Source organism: Erwinia mallotivora (assembly GCF_000590885.1).
GTDB lineage: Bacteria > Pseudomonadota > Gammaproteobacteria > Enterobacterales > Enterobacteriaceae > Erwinia > Erwinia mallotivora.
The window spans coordinates 1-18699 of record NZ_JFHN01000065.1; the positions used below are offsets into that span (position 1 = coordinate 1).

At 51.7% G+C, this 18699-nt stretch carries 15 protein-coding genes; 3 read left to right on the forward strand and 12 right to left on the reverse strand.

Annotation, left to right across the window (positions count from 1 at the left end):
- Positions 1-34: 34 nt before the first annotated feature.
- The 3 genes from BG55_RS17150 to rpiA form a co-directional block, all read right to left on the reverse strand.
- Positions 35-1251, reverse strand: a protein-coding gene (locus tag BG55_RS17150; protein ID WP_152542550.1) for an IS3 family transposase whose coding sequence is annotated in 2 segments (ribosomal slippage) — positions 35-904 and positions 907-1251 — 1215 coding nt in all. Because the reading frame shifts where the segments join, the coding sequence is not laid out codon by codon here.
- Positions 1252-1358: 107 nt separating this feature from the next.
- The gene (serA, locus tag BG55_RS17160) at positions 1359-2594 is read right to left on the reverse strand and encodes a phosphoglycerate dehydrogenase (protein ID WP_034940073.1); all 1236 of its coding nucleotides are present in this window, start codon (positions 2592-2594) and stop codon (positions 1359-1361) included.
- Positions 2595-2869: 275 nt separating this feature from the next.
- A complete protein-coding gene (rpiA, locus tag BG55_RS17165; RefSeq protein WP_034940075.1) occupies positions 2870-3529 on the reverse strand; it encodes a ribose-5-phosphate isomerase RpiA in 660 nt (219 codons plus the stop codon).
- Between the two features lie 194 nt (positions 3530-3723).
- Here rpiA and BG55_RS17170 point away from each other — a divergent pair, with 194 nt between their 5' ends.
- Positions 3724-4620, forward strand: a complete 897-nt coding sequence (locus BG55_RS17170) for a LysR family transcriptional regulator ArgP (protein ID WP_034940077.1) — start codon at positions 3724-3726, stop codon at positions 4618-4620.
- Between the two features lie 27 nt (positions 4621-4647).
- Here BG55_RS17170 and BG55_RS17175 read toward each other — a convergent pair whose 3' ends face one another.
- The 6 genes from BG55_RS17175 to epd form a co-directional block, all read right to left on the reverse strand.
- Positions 4648-5373 carry an oxidative stress defense protein gene (locus BG55_RS17175; protein ID WP_034940079.1) on the reverse strand — a complete coding sequence of 242 codons (726 nt, stop codon included), beginning with the start codon at positions 5371-5373 and terminating at the stop codon, positions 4648-4650.
- 154 nt (positions 5374-5527) lie between these two features.
- Positions 5528-6142 carry an arginine exporter ArgO gene (gene argO, locus BG55_RS17180; RefSeq protein WP_034940082.1) on the reverse strand — a complete coding sequence of 205 codons (615 nt, stop codon included), beginning with the start codon at positions 6140-6142 and terminating at the stop codon, positions 5528-5530.
- A 174-nt stretch (positions 6143-6316) separates the two neighbouring features.
- The gene (mscS, locus tag BG55_RS17185) at positions 6317-7189 is read right to left on the reverse strand and encodes a small-conductance mechanosensitive channel MscS (protein ID WP_034940084.1); all 873 of its coding nucleotides are present in this window, start codon (positions 7187-7189) and stop codon (positions 6317-6319) included.
- 338 nt (positions 7190-7527) lie between these two features.
- Entirely contained in the window at positions 7528-8607 is a 1080-nt protein-coding gene (gene fbaA, locus BG55_RS17190) for a class II fructose-bisphosphate aldolase (protein WP_034940086.1), read from the reverse strand.
- A 93-nt stretch (positions 8608-8700) separates the two neighbouring features.
- Entirely contained in the window at positions 8701-9861 is a 1161-nt protein-coding gene (pgk, locus tag BG55_RS17195; protein WP_034940089.1) for a phosphoglycerate kinase, read from the reverse strand.
- A 22-nt stretch (positions 9862-9883) separates the two neighbouring features.
- Positions 9884-10930 (reverse strand): erythrose-4-phosphate dehydrogenase, encoded by a 1047-nt coding sequence (gene epd, locus BG55_RS17200; RefSeq protein WP_034940091.1) that lies wholly within the window; start codon positions 10928-10930, stop codon positions 9884-9886.
- Between the two features lie 469 nt (positions 10931-11399).
- On the opposite strand from epd, the gene BG55_RS17205 reads away from it, so the two are divergent.
- Entirely contained in the window at positions 11400-12128 is a 729-nt protein-coding gene (locus BG55_RS17205) for a bactofilin family protein (protein ID WP_034940094.1), read from the forward strand.
- Positions 12129-12166: 38 nt separating this feature from the next.
- On the opposite strand, the gene tkt is transcribed toward BG55_RS17205, so the two are convergent.
- Complete coding sequence (gene tkt / locus BG55_RS17210; RefSeq protein WP_034940097.1) at positions 12167-14158, reverse strand: transketolase; 1992 nt, start codon at positions 14156-14158, stop codon at positions 12167-12169.
- 269 nt (positions 14159-14427) lie between these two features.
- Between tkt and loiP the strand changes: the two genes are divergently transcribed.
- Positions 14428-15177 carry a metalloprotease LoiP gene (loiP, locus tag BG55_RS17215; protein ID WP_034940100.1) on the forward strand — a complete coding sequence of 250 codons (750 nt, stop codon included), beginning with the start codon at positions 14428-14430 and terminating at the stop codon, positions 15175-15177.
- Between the two features lie 6 nt (positions 15178-15183).
- On the opposite strand, the gene speB is transcribed toward loiP, so the two are convergent.
- Both speB and speA read right to left on the reverse strand, forming a co-directional pair.
- Positions 15184-16119, reverse strand: a complete 936-nt coding sequence (gene speB / locus BG55_RS17220; RefSeq protein WP_034940102.1) for an agmatinase — start codon at positions 16117-16119, stop codon at positions 15184-15186.
- Between the two features lie 183 nt (positions 16120-16302).
- Positions 16303-18279 (reverse strand): biosynthetic arginine decarboxylase, encoded by a 1977-nt coding sequence (speA, locus tag BG55_RS17225; RefSeq protein WP_034940104.1) that lies wholly within the window; start codon positions 18277-18279, stop codon positions 16303-16305.
- Positions 18280-18699: the final 420 nt, after the last annotated feature.

Sequence of the window (18699 nt, forward strand, 5' to 3'; positions counted from 1 at the left end):
GACTAGTCCTGGCATAGGTTGACACTTTACGCCCTCAAAACGCCTGATGTACTGCATCTGGCGTTTTATATTTCAGCGACAGATGCGGTCGCTGGCTATTGTAGATTCTTACCGACTCCGCCACCATTATTTCTGCCTGAACGATGTCTGCCGGGCGCGTTATCAGCAGCTCGTTTTTCAGTATTCCGTTGACCCTCTCCGCAATGGCGTTCTGATAACAGTCATACCCATCCGTCATTGAGCAGATTAGCCCGTGTCTTTCATGCACCGACTGGTACATCGCTGAGCAGTACTGTATGCCGCGATCGGAGTGATGGATCAGCGGTGTCCTGCCATGCCGGTTTTTCAGTGCCATCTGTAGCGCCTTCACCACGTGCTCTGTATGAAGACTTTCATGCACATGGTAACCCACTATTTTCCGTGAGAATGCGTCGGTTACCAGGCTCACGTAAGCCGTGCCGGTTCTGACCGGAAGCCAGGTAATGTCCGCCACCCAAACCTGCTCCGGGCCGGAGATGACGGTCCGCCCCGGCCCGTCTTTCAGCAGGTTTGGATGCTTATAAAAGCGATGATGGCTGTGGGTTGTTTTATGATAAGCCCTGGCCGGACGTACCCGCAGCCCGGCCTCCCGGAGTACGGTAAACAGGCTGTCCCGCCCGATATGCAGTTCAGGTGCATCCCGACAGTTAAGGATATGGTGCAGCTTGCGCGTGCCCAGGCGCGGTTGCTGCATCCTGAGGTTTTTCACTTCCTCAGTAATGCGGCAGGCCTGCTCTGACTTACGTTGCACGCGCTGACACCCCTGATACCAGGCCTGACGGCTTATTTTTAAAAACCGGCAGACCCTGACGATGGTCAGTCCGGGTGTTTTTGCCTGCGCGATAACGAAGCTAACTGCTTTTTTGTCAGCGTGGCACCGAACTCAGTGTTCATGACCTTCACGACGGCCTCAAAGAACTGCGCCTTCACTTCGGATTCAGCCAGCTGCTGCTCAAGCTCTTTGATTCGTTGTTCAGGCGTAAGGGGAAGGGATTTTTTCATGAGTCCTCCACGTGCGCTGCGCTGCTTTGAAGAGTGCCAGTCCAGCTGGCCATATTTACGCAGCCACTTCAGAACGGTGGAGCACCCCTGGATACCGTAGCGCTCCTGAGCCTGACGATAAGTCATCTCACCTTTTTCAACCTGCTCAACGACGGCCAGTTTAAAGGACAGAGAGTAGTCGCGTTGTGTACGTTTAACATATTGCTTCATCACATTCTCCTCAGAATCGCGGGAAAATGTGTCAACGCTATTCAGGACGGGTCAAGAGCATAAAAAAGGGCGAACCTGCGTCGCCCTTTTACACTCTGAGGCCAGGCTCAGTAAAGCAGTCGGGCGCGAATCGTTCCGGGAATAGATTTCATCAGCTGAAGTGCCGTATTCGCCACATCCTGCGGCGCATCAATATCAATGACCACATAGCCCATCGATGGGGTAGTTTGCAGATACTGCGCGGAGATGTTAATGCCCTGTCCGGCAAAAATATTGTTGATGGCAGTCAGCACGCCAGGGCGGTTCTCATGAATATGCAGCAGACGACTCTGGTCGCCGTGCATAGGTAATGAAACTTCCGGGAAGTTAACCGCTGACAGCGTCGAGCCGTTATCGGAATATTTTGCCAACTTACCGGCAACTTCAATACCTATATTTTCCTGAGCTTCCTGGGTGGAGCCACCAATGTGCGGCGTCAGGATCACGTTATCAAATTCACACAGCGGTGAATTGAACGGGTCGCTGTTAGTGGCAGGCTCTTCAGGGAAAACGTCGATAGCCGCGCCGGCCAGATGTTTATCAGCCAGCACTTTGCACAAGGCAGGAATATCGACCACCGTACCGCGCGAAGCGTTTATCAACAGTGAACCCGGCTTCATCATCGCCAGCTCCTGCGCTCCCATCATGTTCTGCGTCGAGAGGGTTTCCGGCACATGCAGGCTGACCACATCACTCATGTTTAACAGATCGGACAGGTGCGTTACCTGAGTCGCATTGCCTAACGGCAATTTGTTCTCAATGTCATAAAAGTAAACATGCATCCCCAGGCTTTCCGCCAGCACACCAAGTTGCATACCAATATGACCATAGCCGATGATGCCCAGCTTTTTACCACGTGCCTCAAACGACCCTACCGCCAGTTTGTTCCACACGCCACGATGGGCTTTGGCATTGGCTGCCGGTACACCGCGCAGCATCAATAACAGCTCACCGATAACCAGTTCTGCTACCGATCGGGTATTGGAGAAAGGTGCGTTAAAAACCGGGATCCCGCGTTTCTCTGCCGCAGCAAGATCGACCTGGTTGGTGCCGATACAGAAACACCCCACCGCAACCAGCTTTTCTGCCGCTGCGAAAATCTCTTCGCTCAGATGAGTGCGCGAGCGGATACCGATAAAATGCGCGTCACGGATCGACTCTTTTAATGTTTCGCTATCCAGTGCGCCTTTATGAAATTCGATGTTGGTATAGCCAGATGCCCGCAGATTATCTACTGCGCTCTGGTGCACGCCCTCCACCAACAGGAATTTAATCTTGTCTTTCTCCAGTGATACTTTTGCCATTTCCCGATCCTATTTAGCAGACTTCAGATGTGGCTGATATAGTTAAGCCTTATGTCAAAATATCAAAATTTACGCCGCAGCAATACAAACGATTGCCTGCCAGACATCAGGTGAGAGCTTCGGGCCTGCAAAAATCGACAGATAATCAGGACGTGGCAAACATCCTTAGCAGGAACACCCTCCCGGACGTTATTTTGTGACATAAGTCACCAAATCCCAGCCACAAAAGAAAAGATGTTTTTTTGCAGAAATTAAGCGCTGTCAGGCCAGCAAGATCATTTCACAATGGTTTTCACGCCCGATGCTGTGCCAACCAGCGCAACATCTGCCCCACGAGCAGCGAACAGACCGACGGTCACCACGCCAGCAAGTGCGTTAATCGATTTTTCCAGCGCAACAGCATCCAGAATCTGCAAATTGTGTACATCAAGAATAATATTGCCGTTGTCGGTTACCACATGCTGACGATACTCTGGCAGCCCTCCCAGTTTCACCAGTTCTCGCGCAATATAGCTGCGGGCCATAGGAATAACTTCCACCGGCAGCGGAAATTTACCCAGAACGTCCACCTGTTTGGATTGATCAACAATACAGACAAATTTATCAGCCACCGCCGCGATGATTTTTTCACGGGTCAGCGCTGCGCCGCCGCCTTTGATCATCTGCATCTGACCATTAATTTCATCTGCGCCATCAACATAGACCGACAGTGCATCTACTTCGTTGAAATCAAAAACCTGAATCCCCAGGCTTTTCAGCTTAAGGGTTGACGCCTCTGAGCTGGAAACGGCCCCCTCAATCTGATGTCGCATGGTGGCAAGCGCATCAATAAAATGCGAGGCGGTTGACCCTGTTCCCACCCCAACCACGGTGCCGGGTTTAACATAGTCCAGTGCCGCCCAGCCAACGGCTTTTTTCAGTTCATCCTGCGTCATGATATTTTTACAATCCGTGCGGCTTTAGAGAGGCGACAGTATAAAGCAACCCCGCCCCTGTCATGCAGCATTTGTTGACGCTTTGCGGCCGGCCCCACAAAGCGTTGCTCTGATAAGTTCATGTTGTACAGCCCAAAGTGAGTAATCTGTGGCATAGTGCTGGTTCCACACCTGAAAGAGAGTTGAAGCAACTAATGAAACGCCCGGATTATCGAACGCTTCAGGCGCTGGATGCAGTGATCCGTGAACGTGGTTTTGAACGTGCCGCACAAAAGCTGTGTATCACCCAGTCAGCCGTTTCTCAGCGTATCAAGCAGCTTGAAAACATGTTTGGCCAGCCGCTGCTGGTGCGCACCGTTCCACCTCGTCCGACGGAACAGGGACAAAAGTTGCTGGCTTTACTGCACCAGGTTGAGCTGCTGGAAGAAGAGTGGCTGGGGGATGAAAATGGCGGCACCACGCCCCTGCTGCTGTCACTGGCGGTCAACGCCGACAGTCTTGCAACCTGGTTACTGCCTGCGCTGAAAACGGTACTGACCGACTCACCTGTGCGACTTAACCTCCAGGTTGAGGATGAAAGTCGTACCCAGGAGAGACTGCGTCGCGGAGAAGTGGTAGGTGCTGTCAGTATCCAGCCGCAACCGTTACCCAGTTGCCTGGTCGATCAGCTTGGCGCGCTGGACTATCTGTTTGTCGGATCGAAAGAGTTTGCCGCACGTTATTTCCCAAACGGCGTGACCCGTTCAGCGCTGCTGAAAGCACCGGCAGTTGCTTTCGACCATCTTGATGATATGCATCAGGCTTTTTTACAGCAGAATTTCGACCTGTCTCCTGGCAGCGTGCCCTGCCATATCGTCAATTCCTCTGAGGCATTCGTGCAGCTGGCACGTCAGGGTACAACCTGCTGTATGATCCCACACCTGCAAATTGAACGTGAGCTGGCCGAAGGTGAATTGATCGATCTGACGCCGGGACTATTACAACGCAGGATGCTCTACTGGCATCGTTTTGCTCCGGAAAGCCGTCTGATGCGTAAGGTGACCGATGCGTTGATCGCCCACGGACATCGCGTACTGCGCCAGGCACCCTGAGGTGCCTGGCCGTGAAACACTGCGGTTTTACTGATTACGTTGCAACTCGAAAACCACATCTACCTGATCGTCGAAATGAATACTCTGCTGCTCATAGGTTTGTGCAGCAGACGTCATTGGCGCTGCATCTGCTGTTTTAAACATGCGGGTAAGCGGCACAGGCTGGTAGTTGGCAACCCGGTAGCGAATACTCCACACCGGGCCAAGCTTTGCATTAAAGCCTTTTGCCAGCACCCCGGCCTGATGAATAGCGTTATCGATTGCGGCCTGCCGGGCCTGGTCCCGATAGCGGTCCGGTTCAGCCACGCCCAGCTCAACAGAACGGATTTCATTCAGACCTGATTGCAGCGCGCCGTCCAGCAATTCATTCAGCTTATCAAGCTGACGCAATGTTACCTGAACCTGACGCACAGCACGGTAGCCTTTTAACTGCGCTTTACCATCTTTAAGATAGTCATACTCTGGCTGAGTGCGCAGATTGGCGGCATTAATATCTTTTTTCTCGATGCCATTCTTAGCCAGAAAATCAAAATATTGTGCCACACGGGCATCAGCCTGTTTCTTTGCCGTCGCCGCCTCGGCGGAAGAAACACTGACTTCTATTGCCAGAGTGGCAATATCCGGCGTGGCATCCACGCTGGCCTGGCCAGAAGTAACGACATGTGGGCCATTTGGCAGTTCATCTGCCAGTGCTGCGACGGGTACGTTTGCTAATCCAATAACGGCGGCCAGGGCCAGATTAGTGAGCTTCACTCGGTTCCTCCATGGGAGCTTGATTGAATTAAGGACAAAAGCTGGTATCGCCCGAAGGCCTTTCACCAGCAGATTGTTCCACTTTAAAACAATAATTTGGCATATTGAGTGCCTGTGACTCTGCCAGGCTATGACCGCTATTTTCACACCGAGTTCACTGACATAAATCCAGCGCCAGCCTGACGGCGATCCACCACATCACCGCTCCGACCAGAAAATTTATCAGTCGCTGAACCGGGGCTCTGTTCAGTAAAGGTGACAGCCAGCCTGCCAGTAGCGCCAGACTATAAAACCACAGCAGCGACGCACTGACTGAACCGAATGCAAACCAACCGCGCGTCGTTACCGGCAGTTGCCCCCCAATGCTGCCCAGTACGACAAAAGTATCAATATATACATGTGGATTAAGCCAGGTGACCGCTATCACCGTAGCGATAATACGCCCACGCCCCGCCAGCTCCTGCTGCCGGGAGGTAACCATCACCCCACTGATGAACGCGCGACGCATCGCCCCCCAGCCATACCACAACAGAAAGCCAACGCCTGCTAAGGTGACGAATGTCAGCAGCAGAGGAGACTGCATCAGCACGGCACTTCCACCAAAAATCCCGGCGCAGATTAATATCACATCACTCAGGGTGCACAGGCCTGCCGTCATCAGATGATAATGCCGACGCATTCCCTGGTTCATGACGAACATATTCTGCGGCCCCAGCGGCAGGATCAATGCAGCGCCAAACATCATTCCTTCCAGATAAACAGACAACATCAAAACTTCCCCACTCTCAACAATTGCGCTGAGTGTAACGAAGCAAAATTATTAGCAAAAACAAAAATAACTTATTATTAATCAGTTATTCTTATAGCCAAAGCAACAAAAAAGGCGGCATTGCAGCCACCTTTGAATGATTAATTAATCATGCATGAAGTTCATGCCAACGTCTTATTCCTGTACGGCTTCTGGCGACTTAGCAGATTTGTCATGATGCAAATGTACATCCATCTGCGGATAGGGAATGCCAATGTTATTTGCGTCCAGCGCACGCTTGAAATTCTTCATCAGATCCCAGTAAACATTCTGCAAATCACCTGCATTACTCCAGCAGCGTACGACAAAATTGACCGAAGAAGCCGCCAGCTCGTTCAGACCAATCTGCACGCCCATCTCTTTCAGCACGCGTGGTTCAGCATCAACCACGCCCTGCAACAGGCTGATGACCTGATCAACATCCGCGTCATAGGCCACACCAATGATAAATTCGTTGCGGCGTACCGGCTCACGGGAATAATTCACGATATTTCCGGCAATAATTTTACCGTTGGGCACCACCACAATCTTGCCATCGGCTGATTTCAGCGTGGTGGAAAAAATCTGTACGTTGAGCACCGTCCCCATGATGCCGATATCAATAAAGTCACCGGTGCGAAAAGGTCGGAAAGTCACCAGCAACACGCCTGCGGCGAGGTTGGACAACGACCCCTGCAAAGCCAGCCCGACGGCCAGACCCGCAGCACCCAGCACCGCAATCACCGAAGCAGTCTGCACCCCAATCCTGCCCAGCGCAGCGATAAGGGTGAACGCTATCAATCCATAGCGCACAAGCGCGGAGAGAAAGTCGGCGACGGTGGCATCAATATGCCGGGCAATCAGCAGTTTATTCAGGGCATTCGAAATAATACGCGCCACGATCATCCCAAAAATGATGATGGCTATGGCCGCCACGATATTGACGGCATAGCTGAGTAGTAGCGCCTGATTGCGAACCAGCCAGCCTCCCGCGTTGTTAATGCTGTCGACTACATTAAGATCTTCCATTTACCTTTCCTGTTATTGACGAGGATTCATAACCCGTGATTCATTGCCAGCCAGGCTGACATCCCAGTCCCTAATCGTAACCAAAAATGGCGCATCCTGCCAAATTTCCAGTAAAATTAATAATTTGTTACCGTGCATGACTGATAATTATCACCAGATGAGACAGCATTGGTTTTCACAGCAGACAGCACGCGGATTGAAAGTATTGTCTGACGATCTTGCAGAAGAGGGAGAATTGAGCTGTTTTCAGGTAAAAAAACACCCTGTGAGCAGGGACTCACAGGGTGTCAATGACGCGGCTATCAGGCCGTCAGACCAGGCCTGAAACGCAAAGAAGATTACAGAACGTCTACCGCATTCAGTTCTTTAAATGCCTGCTCCAGACGGGTGATCATTGAGGTCTGAGCAGAACGTAGCCATACACGCGGGTCGTAATACTTTTTGTTTGGCTTGTCCGCGCCTTCCGGGTTACCCAACTGAGCTTGCAGATAGCCTTCGTTCTTTTTGTAATATTGCAGGATGCCGTCCCAGGTCGCCCATTGGGTATCGGTATCGATGTTCATCTTGATAACGCCATAGCTGATAGATTCTTCAATTTCCGCAGCAGAAGAGCCGGAGCCGCCGTGGAATACGAAGTCCAGCGAGTTGTGTGGCAGGTTGTGTTTCTTGCTCACATACTCCTGAGAGTCGCGCAGAATAGTGGGAGTCAGCTTAACGTTGCCTGGCTTGTAAACGCCATGCACGTTACCAAAAGAGGCAGCAATGGTGAAACGTGGGCTGATCGCATTCAGTTTTTCATAGGCATAGTCAACGTCTTCCGGCTGAGTATACAGCGCTGAAGCATCCATGTGGCTGTTATCAACGCCATCTTCTTCACCACCGGTGCAACCCAGTTCGATTTCCAGCGTCATATTGATTTTTGCCATACGGGCCAGATACTTGCTGCTGATCTCAATATTCTCTTCCAGAGACTCTTCTGACAGGTCAATCATGTGGGAAGAGAACAGCGGCTTGCCGGTTTTGGCGAAGTGCGCTTCACCTGCTTCCAACAGACCATCAATCCACGGCAGCAGTTTCTTCGCGCAGTGGTCGGTATGCAGGATAACCGGTACGCCGTAATGCTCAGCCATCTGATGAACGTGGTGCGCACCAGAAATTGCACCAAGGATTGCAGCAGCCTGAGGTTTGTCAGATTTAATCCCTTTACCGGCAATAAATGCTGCACCACCGTTAGAAAACTGGATGATGACCGGCGCTTTTACTTTCGCAGCAGTTTCCAGGACAGCGTTGATAGAATCGGTTCCCACGCAGTTCACTGCCGGCAATGCAAATTTATTCTCTTTCGCAACTTTGAAGATTTTTTGCACGTCATCACCGGTGACAACGCCTGGTTTTACGAAATCAAAAATTTTAGACATGTTTTTTGTCCTGTTTCGTCGGTCGTAGTAATGGATTTGGTGCCTGAAAATCAGGCAAATTTTCTACGGCGGAAGTCACCCTCCGCCTCAAAATTATTGTTTTGCACGCTCTTCGAGCATTGCGACTGCTGGCAGTTTCTTACCTTCAACAAACTCCAGGAAAGCACCACCGCCGGTAGAGATGTAAGAGATCTTATCTTCAATACCAAACAGATCGATCGCTGCCAGCGTATCACCACCACCAGCGATAGAGAATGCGTCACTGTCTGCAATGGCTTTTGCGACAATCTCGGTGCCTTTACGGAAGTTAGGGAATTCAAACACTCCGACGGGGCCGTTCCACAGGATAGTTTTGGCTTCTTTCAGCAATTTAGCCATTGCCAGCGCGGTTTCATCGCCAAAATCCATGATCTCTTCGTTATCACTGACTTCGGAGACTTTTTTCACCGTGGAGGGCGCAGTTTCAGAGAATTCTGTGCCTACGCGGGAGTCAGTTGGCACCGGAATTTTGAATTCATCGCGCAGTTTTTTTGCAGCTTCAACGAAATCTGGCTCATACAGCGATTTGCCGACATTGTTATCGATAGCAACGAAAGTGTTAGCAATACCGCCGCCGACAATCACTGTGTCAGCGATTTTCACCAGCGAATTCAGTACGTCAAATTTAGTGGAAACCTTGGAACCACCCACCACGGCTACCATAGGACGAGCAGGTGTTTTCAGTGCTTTACCCAGCGCGTCCAGTTCATCCGCCAGCAGGGGGCCCGCGCAGGCGATCGGGGCAAATTTACCCACGCCGTGGGTGGAAGCCTGCGCACGGTGAGCCGTACCAAATGCATCCATCACATAGATATCGCAGAGGGCCGCATATTTTTTCGCGAGGGTTTCGTCGTCTTTCTTTTCGCCTTTGTTGAAGCGGACGTTCTCCAGAACCACCAGCTCACCGGCTGCAACCTCAACGCCTTCCAGATAGTCCTTCGCCAGACGCACAGGCGCGGACAATTTATCTTTCAGATAATTAACGACGGGGAGAAGGGAGAACTCTTCATTATATTCACCTTCGGTCGGACGCCCCAGATGGGAGGTAACCATTACTTTTGCACCCTGTTTCAGGGCGGCTTCGATGGTCGGCAGCGAAGCACGGATACGCGCATCTGATGTAACCTTCCCTTCTTTCACCGGCACGTTTAAATCGGAGCGAATCAGTACACGTTTCCCGGCAAGATCCAGATCGGTCATCTTAATTACAGACATGGTGAGTCCTCTCGTTGATTCTCTAAATTTTAAAGGCGCAACCCGCGCCCTGGCTGAAGCCGCTTGCGGCCATCGCTAACGTGGTGTCAAGCATCCGGTTAGCAAAGCCCCATTCATTGTCGCACCAGACCAGTGTTTTGATCAGATGCTGACCGCTGACCCGCGTTTGCGTGCCGTCCACAATGGCACTGTGCGGATCGTGGTTAAAATCTATGGAGACTAACGGTAATTCCGTGTAGTCAACTATACCACTAAATGCTCCCTCTGCGGCATTAAGCAGCAACGCGTTGACCTCTGCGGCATTGACCGCTGCTCTCACACTTACGCTCAGGTCAATTGCCGTCACGTTTATCGTCGGGACACGCACGGCAATGGCTTCAAAACAGTCGCTGAATTTCGGAAAAATACGCGAAATGCCAGCGGCAAGACGGGTATCAACCGGAATGATTGACTGACTGGCCGCTCGGGTTCGCCGCAAATCGGTATGGTAGGCATCAATGACCTGCTGATCGTGCATGGCAGAGTGAATGGTGGTGACAGTGCCTGACTCAATACCGAAAGCATCATCTAGTAGTTTGATAACAGGAATTATACAGTTAGTCGTGCAGGAGGCATTGGAAACGATTCTGTCGTCAGGCTTGAGGGCCTGTTGATTCACACCGTAAACCACTGTGGCATCAAGATCGTGACCACCCGGATGTGAAAACAGGACTTTTTTTGCCCCGGCAGCAAGATGTGCCTCGCCGTCGGCTCGGCTGCCGTACACGCCGGTGCAGTCCAGCACCACATCCACATTCAGTTCATGCCACGGAAGGCTGTTAATCTCTGCCCGGTGCAGCAGGCGAATGCAATCCTCACCCACCCACAGAGAATCGCTTTGCTGGCGAACAGGCCAGGCGAAACGGCCATGACTGGTGTCGTATTTCAGTAAATGCGCCATACCGGCAGCTTCAGCCAACTCATTAATGGCAACGACTGTGATTTCGTCATGGCGTCCTGTTTCATAAAGCGCACGCAGTACATTACGTCCAATACGACCAAAACCATTTATGGCAATGCGAACCGTCATATCACCCCTGCATCAGAATTCGGTACAAAACTGGAGCGTTAGCCTGAGGCAGACGTTTACGCTTGTACAGAGAATTCTTACGCACTCATTAAGACTCTTAAGCTCACTTTCAGCCGTGATAACAACAACTGAAACGGTTCAGCTACAATAGAGATTATCAGGAATAATTGGAATGGATACCTGTCGCAATAAGCTAAAAATCTGACCAGGATCACATTTAGTAACCTCACAGTTTAAAATTTTAACCACGACCCTGGGCTGCGGAGTAAAGTAAATGACGCTAAATGTAACCAGTGTGTCGCCGGATGTTAGTATTAACGAGGCTGGTTACCGCACACTGGCCACGTCACAATCGCGGCGACTCAGTAATCGCTCCAGGGAAGGAGTGCCGGGTTGAGAAATATCAGATCGCCATTGCGGTGATTGCTGCCCTCCTCTCTCCTTCCTCTGGTATTAACCGCACCGGAATATGAATTACAACCTGCTTTGGTTTGTCTGGCTAATCTGGCTCCTGGTACTGATTACATTCAGCCTGGGCTGGGAAACCTCACTGGAACTGATCCGCCAGTTCAAAGGCTTGTTGTTCGGGCTGGTTTCGACCATTGTTGCCGGAGCAACATTCAGGAATTTATTGTTTAATAAGGAAATAACGATGTTTAAACGCAAAGACAACATAATCATCCCACCGCAATCCTCCCTTCCTCCCTCATCAGCAGCTGACGCAATGCCTGAGAGTGAAATCATGGAGCATGAGGAAACGGTTTCTGCAGTCACCGTACACAATAAATCAGATACCACCACTATCCCGGAAACCTGTCTGATTGTGGGGGAAATCAATGCAATCGGTGACATCCATATTAATGGTACGGTCAATGGTGTTATCAATTCTGAAAAAACCGTCTTTGTGCAGAAAAATGGTCGGGTGGATGGAGAGGTCTATGCAAATCGCATCGAAATCAGCGGCGAGCTGAAAGGAGTTTGTCGCAGCCATGAGCTGGCAGTGAATGCGAACGGACATCTGGACGGCACTATCGAGTGCGAGTCGCTTTCGGTAAACCAGAACGGACGCTTCTATGGTCATTCCAAACCTTATCAGCAGGAGCCAAAGGAAGAGGAAAAAGCATCGGTACAGAAAATTACGGAACCCATGTTTCCGCTAAGTCAGGATTTTCACCTGCGGGAACAGACCGTGGGGTAAAAGAGGAAAGGTTCGCCCGCAAGGGCGAACCTCAGATATCAGAGCAGGCCTTTGGCCGTGGCGACCACATTATCCACGGTGAAACCAAACACTTTAAACAGCTCACCTGCCGGTGCGGACTCACCAAAGGTGGTCATACCGATGATTGCACCATTCAGACCGGTGTATTTGTACCAGTAATCGGCAATCCCCGCTTCAATCGCCACCCTTGCGCTGACCGCTTTCGGCAGGACAGATTCGCGGTAAGCCGCATCCTGCTTATCAAAAGCATCAGTCGATGGCATGGAAACCACCCGAACCTTACGACCTTCCGCGCTCAGCTTTTCATATGCGCCAACGGCAAGTTCAACTTCCGAACCTGTCGCGATCAGGATCACCTCTGGCTGACCTTCGCACTCTTTCAGCACGTAACCGCCCCGCGCCACATTTGCCAGTTGCTGTGCGTCGCGTGGCTGCTGTGCCAGATTCTGACGGGAGAAGATCAGGGCTGTAGGCCCGTCCTGACGCTCAATAGCGTATTTCCACGCCACCGCAGACTCCACCTGATCACAAGGACGCCACAGGCTCATACCCGGCGTCACGCGCAGACCGGCCATTTGCTCGACCGGCTGATGGGTGGGACCATCTTCACCCAGGCCAATAGAATCATGGGTGTAGACCATCACCTGACGAATCTTCATCAGTGCCGCCATGCGCACCGCATTACGGGCGTATTCGACGAACATCAGGAAGGTAGCGGTATAAGGCAGGAAACCACCGTGCAGCGTAATGCCATTGGCGATAGCCGTCATGCCAAATTCACGCACGCCATAGTGGATGTAATTACCCGCAGCATCTTCGTTGATGGCTTTTGAACCGGACCACAAGGTCAGGTTGCTGGGTGCCAGATCGGCAGAACCGCCAAGATATTCAGGCAGCAGCTTGCCGAAAGCTTCCAGGGCGTTCTGAGAAGCTTTGCGGCTGGCGATGCTTGAAGGATTAGCCTGCAACTGCTCGATAAATTTCTGTGATTCTGACTGCCAGTTTTCCGGCAGCGCGCCACTCATGCGGCGTTTATACTCTGCGGCCAGCTCCGGGAAAGCCCGGGCGTAAGCGGCAAATTTCTCGTTCCAGGCAGCTTCTTTCGCCTGACCGGCTTCTTTTGCATCCCATTGGGCATAAATGTCCTGCGGGATTTCAAAGGGCGCGTGGCTCCAGCCCAGCTGTTTACGAGTCAGTGCGATTTCATCATCACCCAGCGGCGCGCCGTGTGAATCGTGAGTTCCTGCTTTATTTGGCGAACCGAAACCAATCACGGTTTTGCACATCAGCAGTGAAGGTTTACCACTGACCGACTGCGCTTGTTCAATTGCCTGTTTGATTGAATCAGCATCATGACCATCCACGCCACGGACCACATGCCAGCCGTACGATTCGAAGCGTTGTGCCGTATCGTCGCTGAACCAGCCCTCGACGTGACCGTCAATTGAGATGCCATTATCGTCGTAGAAAGCAACCAGTTTACCGAGTTTCAGCGTTCCGGCCAGCGAGCAGACTTCATGGGAAATCCCTTCCATCATGCAGCCATCACCCATAAACACGTAAGTGTGATGATCGACAATATCGTGGCCCGGACGGTTAAACTGCGCTGCCAGGGTGCGTTCGGCAATTGCCATCCCTACAGCGTTAGCAATCCCCTGCCCCAACGGGCCAGTGGTGGTTTCCACGCCAGCGGTATAACCATATTCAGGGTGACCTGGAGTTTTGGAATGCAGCTGACGGAAATTAGCCAGCTCAGACATCGGCAGATCATAACCGCTGAGATGCAACAGGCTGTAAATCAGCATCGATCCATGGCCGTTAGACAGCACGAAGCGGTCACGATCGGACCATTGCGGGTTGGCCGGATTGTGGTTGAGGAAATCGCGCCACAACACTTCAGCGATATCCGCCATTCCCATTGGCGCACCCGGGTGGCCTGATTTCGCTTTCTGTACCGCATCCATACTTAACGCGCGAATGGCATTGGCAAGCTCTTTACGAGAAGACATTTTCTACTCCAGGTCGGATTAAACGCCTCTACACCTTAGCCTTTTTAATCAATACGTTAGGTGAAGAGGTTGTAAAGTCGACCCTCAATGTACATGAAAAACAGGGGCCATGTACATGGAGAAAAGTGCAAAAAAACAGGCGTCTGGTTGCATTTTTCAGACCTCAGAGCTATGCATTCATCGTTAACTGATTAACATGTTGTTGTTTTCTCTCTGCCTTTTAAGGCAGGTATTTGTTTTTATTACCTTGTTATCTAATGGATGGATAGATGAAACTGATTAAATCATTGACCGCACTGACCGTGGCGACGGTTCTTTCTGGCTGCCAGAATATTAACAGCACCGCGCTGATGCAATCCGGCAGTCAGGCATTTCAGGCCGCTTCGCTGAACAATGAGCAGGTTAAAGAGCTGAGCGTCAAGTCCTGTGAGCAAATGGACAGCAAAGCACAGATAGCACCTGCCAACAGCGTGTACAGTCAGCGCCTGGCTAAGATTGCCGCCGCGCTGGGTGACAATATTAATGGTACACCGGCTAACTATAAGGTTTACCTGACCAAAGAGGTCAACGCCTGGGCGATGGCCAATGGCTGTATTCGTGTTTACAGCGGGCTGATGGACCTGATGAACGATAACGAAGTGGAAGGCGTTCTGGGTCATGAAATGGGGCATGTGGCGCTGGGCCATACCCGGCGGGCAATGCAGGTGGCATACGGTACAACGGCGTTGCGCTCCGCTGCATCCTCGCTCGGCGGCGTAACGGCGACCCTCTCACAGTCACAGCTGGGAGAACTGGGCGAAAAACTGGTTAACGCACAGTTCTCTCAGAAGCAGGAAGTGCAGGCGGACGACTACTCGTTTGATTTGCTGAAAAAACGCGGTATCAGTCCACTCGGTCTGGAAACCAGCTTCGAAAAGCTGGCTAAGATGGAAAACAGCACTAACAGCATGTTCGATTCCCACCCTTCTTCACAGTCCCGGGCACAGCATATCAAAGACCGGATCGCAGCAGGCAAATAAGCCTGTTCAGCCCTGCTGGCCTGCGCCTTTGTTCACTGCCTGAACGTGCAACATATCCAGTGCCAGCGTGGCTGCCGCCAGTGAGGTCAGATCGGACTGATCGTAACCAGGCGCCACTTCAACCAGATCCATGCCGACAATGTTCAGCCCCTGCAAACCCCGCAGCAGTTTGGTGGCTTTGTCGGTGGTCAGGCCACCAATCACCGGCGTGCCCGTGCCTGGAGCATGCGCCGGATCAAGACAGTCGATATCAAATGTCAGGTATACCGGCAGAGAACCTACGGTTTTTTTCACTTCAGCGATAAGGTCATCAACGCTACGATCGTTCACCTGCGCGGCATCGATTACATTGAATCCCAGCGTGGGATCAAATTCAGTACGGATACCAATCTGCACCGAATGTTCAGGAGAGATCAGCCCTTCCTTCGGCGCGGTCCAGAACATGGTGCCGTGATCAAACGTTGGACCGTTTGAGTAGGTGTCGGTGTGCGCATCAAAATGAACCAGCGCCATTTTGCCAAAATGTTTTGCATGGGCACGTAACAGCGGCAGCGTCACGTAGTGATCGCCACCAAAAGTCAGCATCCGCTTACCCTTTTCCAGCAGCTTTTCTGCATGTGCCTGTAATTTGTCACTCAGGTCCTGCGAATCGCCAAAGGCATAGACCAGATCGCCACAATCGATCACCTTCAGATGTTGGCGCAGGTCAAATTTCCACGGCCAGCGGCAGCCTTCCCACGCCAGGTTAGTGGAGATCTGGCGAATGGCGCCGGGGCCAAGACGGCTGCCCGGACGGCCCGATGTGGCCGCATCGAAAGGAACGCCGGTGATCACCCATTCAGCATCGCTGTCATAAGGCTGAAAATTAACCGGAAAACGCATAAAACCAAAAGCGTTCGAAACCAAAGAGTTATCGTACTGGTTGCCCAGGGTGTTATTCATAGCAACGCCTCTTGTGCTGTCAGCCAGCCTGATGCCGACTGTACCATTAAAAAAAATCCCCGCCGCGTCGTTAAGCCCGACGAGGAAGGGATGGGATTGTGGACCGCCTTAAACTGTTTCAGCATCGGGCGAGGTGACTAATAAACAGAGATGAGTCTCGCCTGACTCTGACGGTGCAGTCGATTACTCATCTTCCAGATAGGTATAGCCATACAGGCCCGATTCAAACTCCGCCATAAACTGCGCACGGAGATCCTCGTCGAGATCGCTCTGTTTGACCTGATTGCGGAAATGCGTCAGCAGCTCTTTCGGATCAAGCTGAACATATTCCAGCATGTCGGCAACGGTATCCCCTTCATCAGAAAGCTGAACTTCCACATTGCCGTCAGCAAAAGCAAAGACATCTACCGCTTCCGTGTCGCCAAACAGATTGTGCATATTACCCAGAATTTCCTGGTATGCCCCCACCATAAAGAAACCTAACATCGGGGGATTATCCACATCGTACTGCGGCATCGGCATGGTGGTGGCAATGCCATCGCCGTCCACATAGTGATCGATGGTGCCGTCAGAATCACAGGTAATATCCAGCAGCACCGCCCGACGCTCCGGCGATTTGTTCAAACCTTCAAGCGGCAGAACCGGGAACAGCTGATCGATGCCCCATGCATCCGGCATTGACTGGAAGAGCGAGAAGTTGACGTAAATTTTATCCGCCATACGTTCCTGCAATTCGTCAATAATTGGCCGGTGGGCACGGTTACTTGGATCAAGGTGCTGTTGAATATAGTGGCAAATGCTCAGGTAAAGCTGTTCGGCCCACGCACGCTGCGTCAAATCGTAGGTTCCCTGCGAATAGCCGGTATGGATATCGAACAGGTCCATCTGACTGTCGTGCAGCCATTCCCGCAGCGAGCGGCGATTGTTCGGCTGATGCATCTCCTGCCAGGTATCCCACATGCTGACAATCGGGCGCGGGGAGTCCTCAGACGGGGCTACCGGCGTGCTGAATTCATTCCGCTCAACCCCGATAATGTTGGAGACCAGCACGGTGTGGTGCGCGGTAACAGCGCGACCCGACTCGGTGATCACCGTCGGATGCGGCAGATTGTGTTCATCACAGGCATCACCAATGGCCCAGATAACGTTATTGGCGTATTCGTTCAGACCGTAATTTACCGAGCAGTCTGACTGTGAACGTGTACCTTCGTAGTCAACACCTAACCCGCCGCCCACATCGAAGCACTGAATATTAACGCCCAGTTTAGCCAGCTCGACATAAAAGCGCGCCGATTCGCGCACCCCGGTGGCGATGTCGCGAATGTTTGCCATTTGCGAACCAAGATGAAAATGCAGCAATTGCAGACTTTCCATACGTCCGGCATCGCGCATGATATCCACCAGTTGCAATACCTGCGATGCTGACAGACCAAATTTCGATTTTTCACCGCCGCTGGACTGCCATTTACCGGAGCCTTGCGAAGCCAGACGTGCACGGATCCCCAGTCGCGGGATGACGTTGAGCCGCTCGGCTTCTTCCAGCACCAGCTTCACTTCGGTCATTTTTTCCAGCACCAGATAGACCTTATGGCCCATCTTCTCGCCAATTAGTGCCAGACGAATATACTCACGGTCTTTGTAGCCGTTACAGACAATAACTGACCGGGTCATACCGGCATGGGCCAGCACCGCCATCAGTTCCGCTTTCGAGCCGGCTTCCAGCCCCAGAGGTTCACCGGAATTAATCAGCGATTCAATCACGCGCTTGTGCTGATTAACCTTAATCGGGTAAACCAGAAAGTAGTCGCCGCGATAACCGTATGATTCACGGGCACGTCTGAACGCAGCATTAATGGAACGCAGGCGATGTTGCAGGATTTGTGGGAAGCAAAACAGTGCAGGCAACCGCTGCCCCTCGGCTTCGCGCTCTTTAACCAGCTTAGCGAGATCGACACGCGCTTCCGGCACATCAGGATCGGGGCAGACGCTGATATGACCCAGTTCATTGACGTCATAATAGTTATTACCCCACCAGGCGATATTGTAGGTGCGCAGCATTTTACTGGCATCCTGATCGCTTATGGCCACCTCCTGCATGGAGCGGAGTCCCCCCTGTTCGCCTGCTGACGAACTTTTGATTGTCTTGATGTCGTCAGACATTGCGAGCCTCAACTTTCAATGATGTGGAACAGTCGACTACTATTGCAGGGAAAAACTGTAACAACAAGCCAACAGCACGGCTAAAATTCAGCAGAATAAACTGAAAGGCGGCATTAAACAGTTTCAGAAGTATAACATTAACCACGTCGCACTCCGGATAACGGCTCAGAGAACCGGTAGCTAATTGCTCTCAGATGATATGAACAGCCTGAAAGCGTCCGTAGCGAAGAGTTTCGCCGCTACAGGTGTCGGGAAAATGAATCACCGCAGCATAGTACTGGCAAAGTTCGCTTAAAAAGAAGGTATTTCACGGAGAAAGCCACCGGGAGTAAAGCAGCAGAGCCTTATACAGCGGGTCTGATGGTATTGCAAAATCAAATCGTGCGTACCCGCGCCGTTGCCAGCAAAATTTGCCACTTT

Excerpts from the sequence above, each read along its gene's own strand:
- serA (WP_034940073.1), bottom strand. The coding sequence starts at position 2,594 with ATGGCAAAAGTATCACTGGAGAAAGACAAGATTAAATTCCTGTTGGTG.
- rpiA (WP_034940075.1), bottom strand. The coding sequence starts at position 3,529 with ATGACGCAGGATGAACTGAAAAAAGCCGTTGGCTGGGCGGCACTGGAC.
- BG55_RS17170 (WP_034940077.1), top strand. The coding sequence starts at position 3,724 with ATGAAACGCCCGGATTATCGAACGCTTCAGGCGCTGGATGCAGTGATC.
- argO (WP_034940082.1), bottom strand. The coding sequence starts at position 6,142 with ATGTTGTCTGTTTATCTGGAAGGAATGATGTTTGGCGCTGCATTGATC.
- mscS (WP_034940084.1), bottom strand. The coding sequence starts at position 7,189 with ATGGAAGATCTTAATGTAGTCGACAGCATTAACAACGCGGGAGGCTGG.
- fbaA (WP_034940086.1), bottom strand. The coding sequence starts at position 8,607 with ATGTCTAAAATTTTTGATTTCGTAAAACCAGGCGTTGTCACCGGTGAT.
- pgk (WP_034940089.1), bottom strand. The coding sequence starts at position 9,861 with ATGTCTGTAATTAAGATGACCGATCTGGATCTTGCCGGGAAACGTGTA.
- epd (WP_034940091.1), bottom strand. The coding sequence starts at position 10,930 with ATGACGGTTCGCATTGCCATAAATGGTTTTGGTCGTATTGGACGTAAT.
- BG55_RS17205 (WP_034940094.1), top strand. The coding sequence starts at position 11,400 with ATGAATTACAACCTGCTTTGGTTTGTCTGGCTAATCTGGCTCCTGGTA.
- tkt (WP_034940097.1), bottom strand. The coding sequence starts at position 14,158 with ATGTCTTCTCGTAAAGAGCTTGCCAATGCCATTCGCGCGTTAAGTATG.
- loiP (WP_034940100.1), top strand. The coding sequence starts at position 14,428 with ATGAAACTGATTAAATCATTGACCGCACTGACCGTGGCGACGGTTCTT.
- speB (WP_034940102.1), bottom strand. The coding sequence starts at position 16,119 with ATGAATAACACCCTGGGCAACCAGTACGATAACTCTTTGGTTTCGAAC.
- speA (WP_034940104.1), bottom strand. The coding sequence starts at position 18,279 with ATGTCTGACGACATCAAGACAATCAAAAGTTCGTCAGCAGGCGAACAG.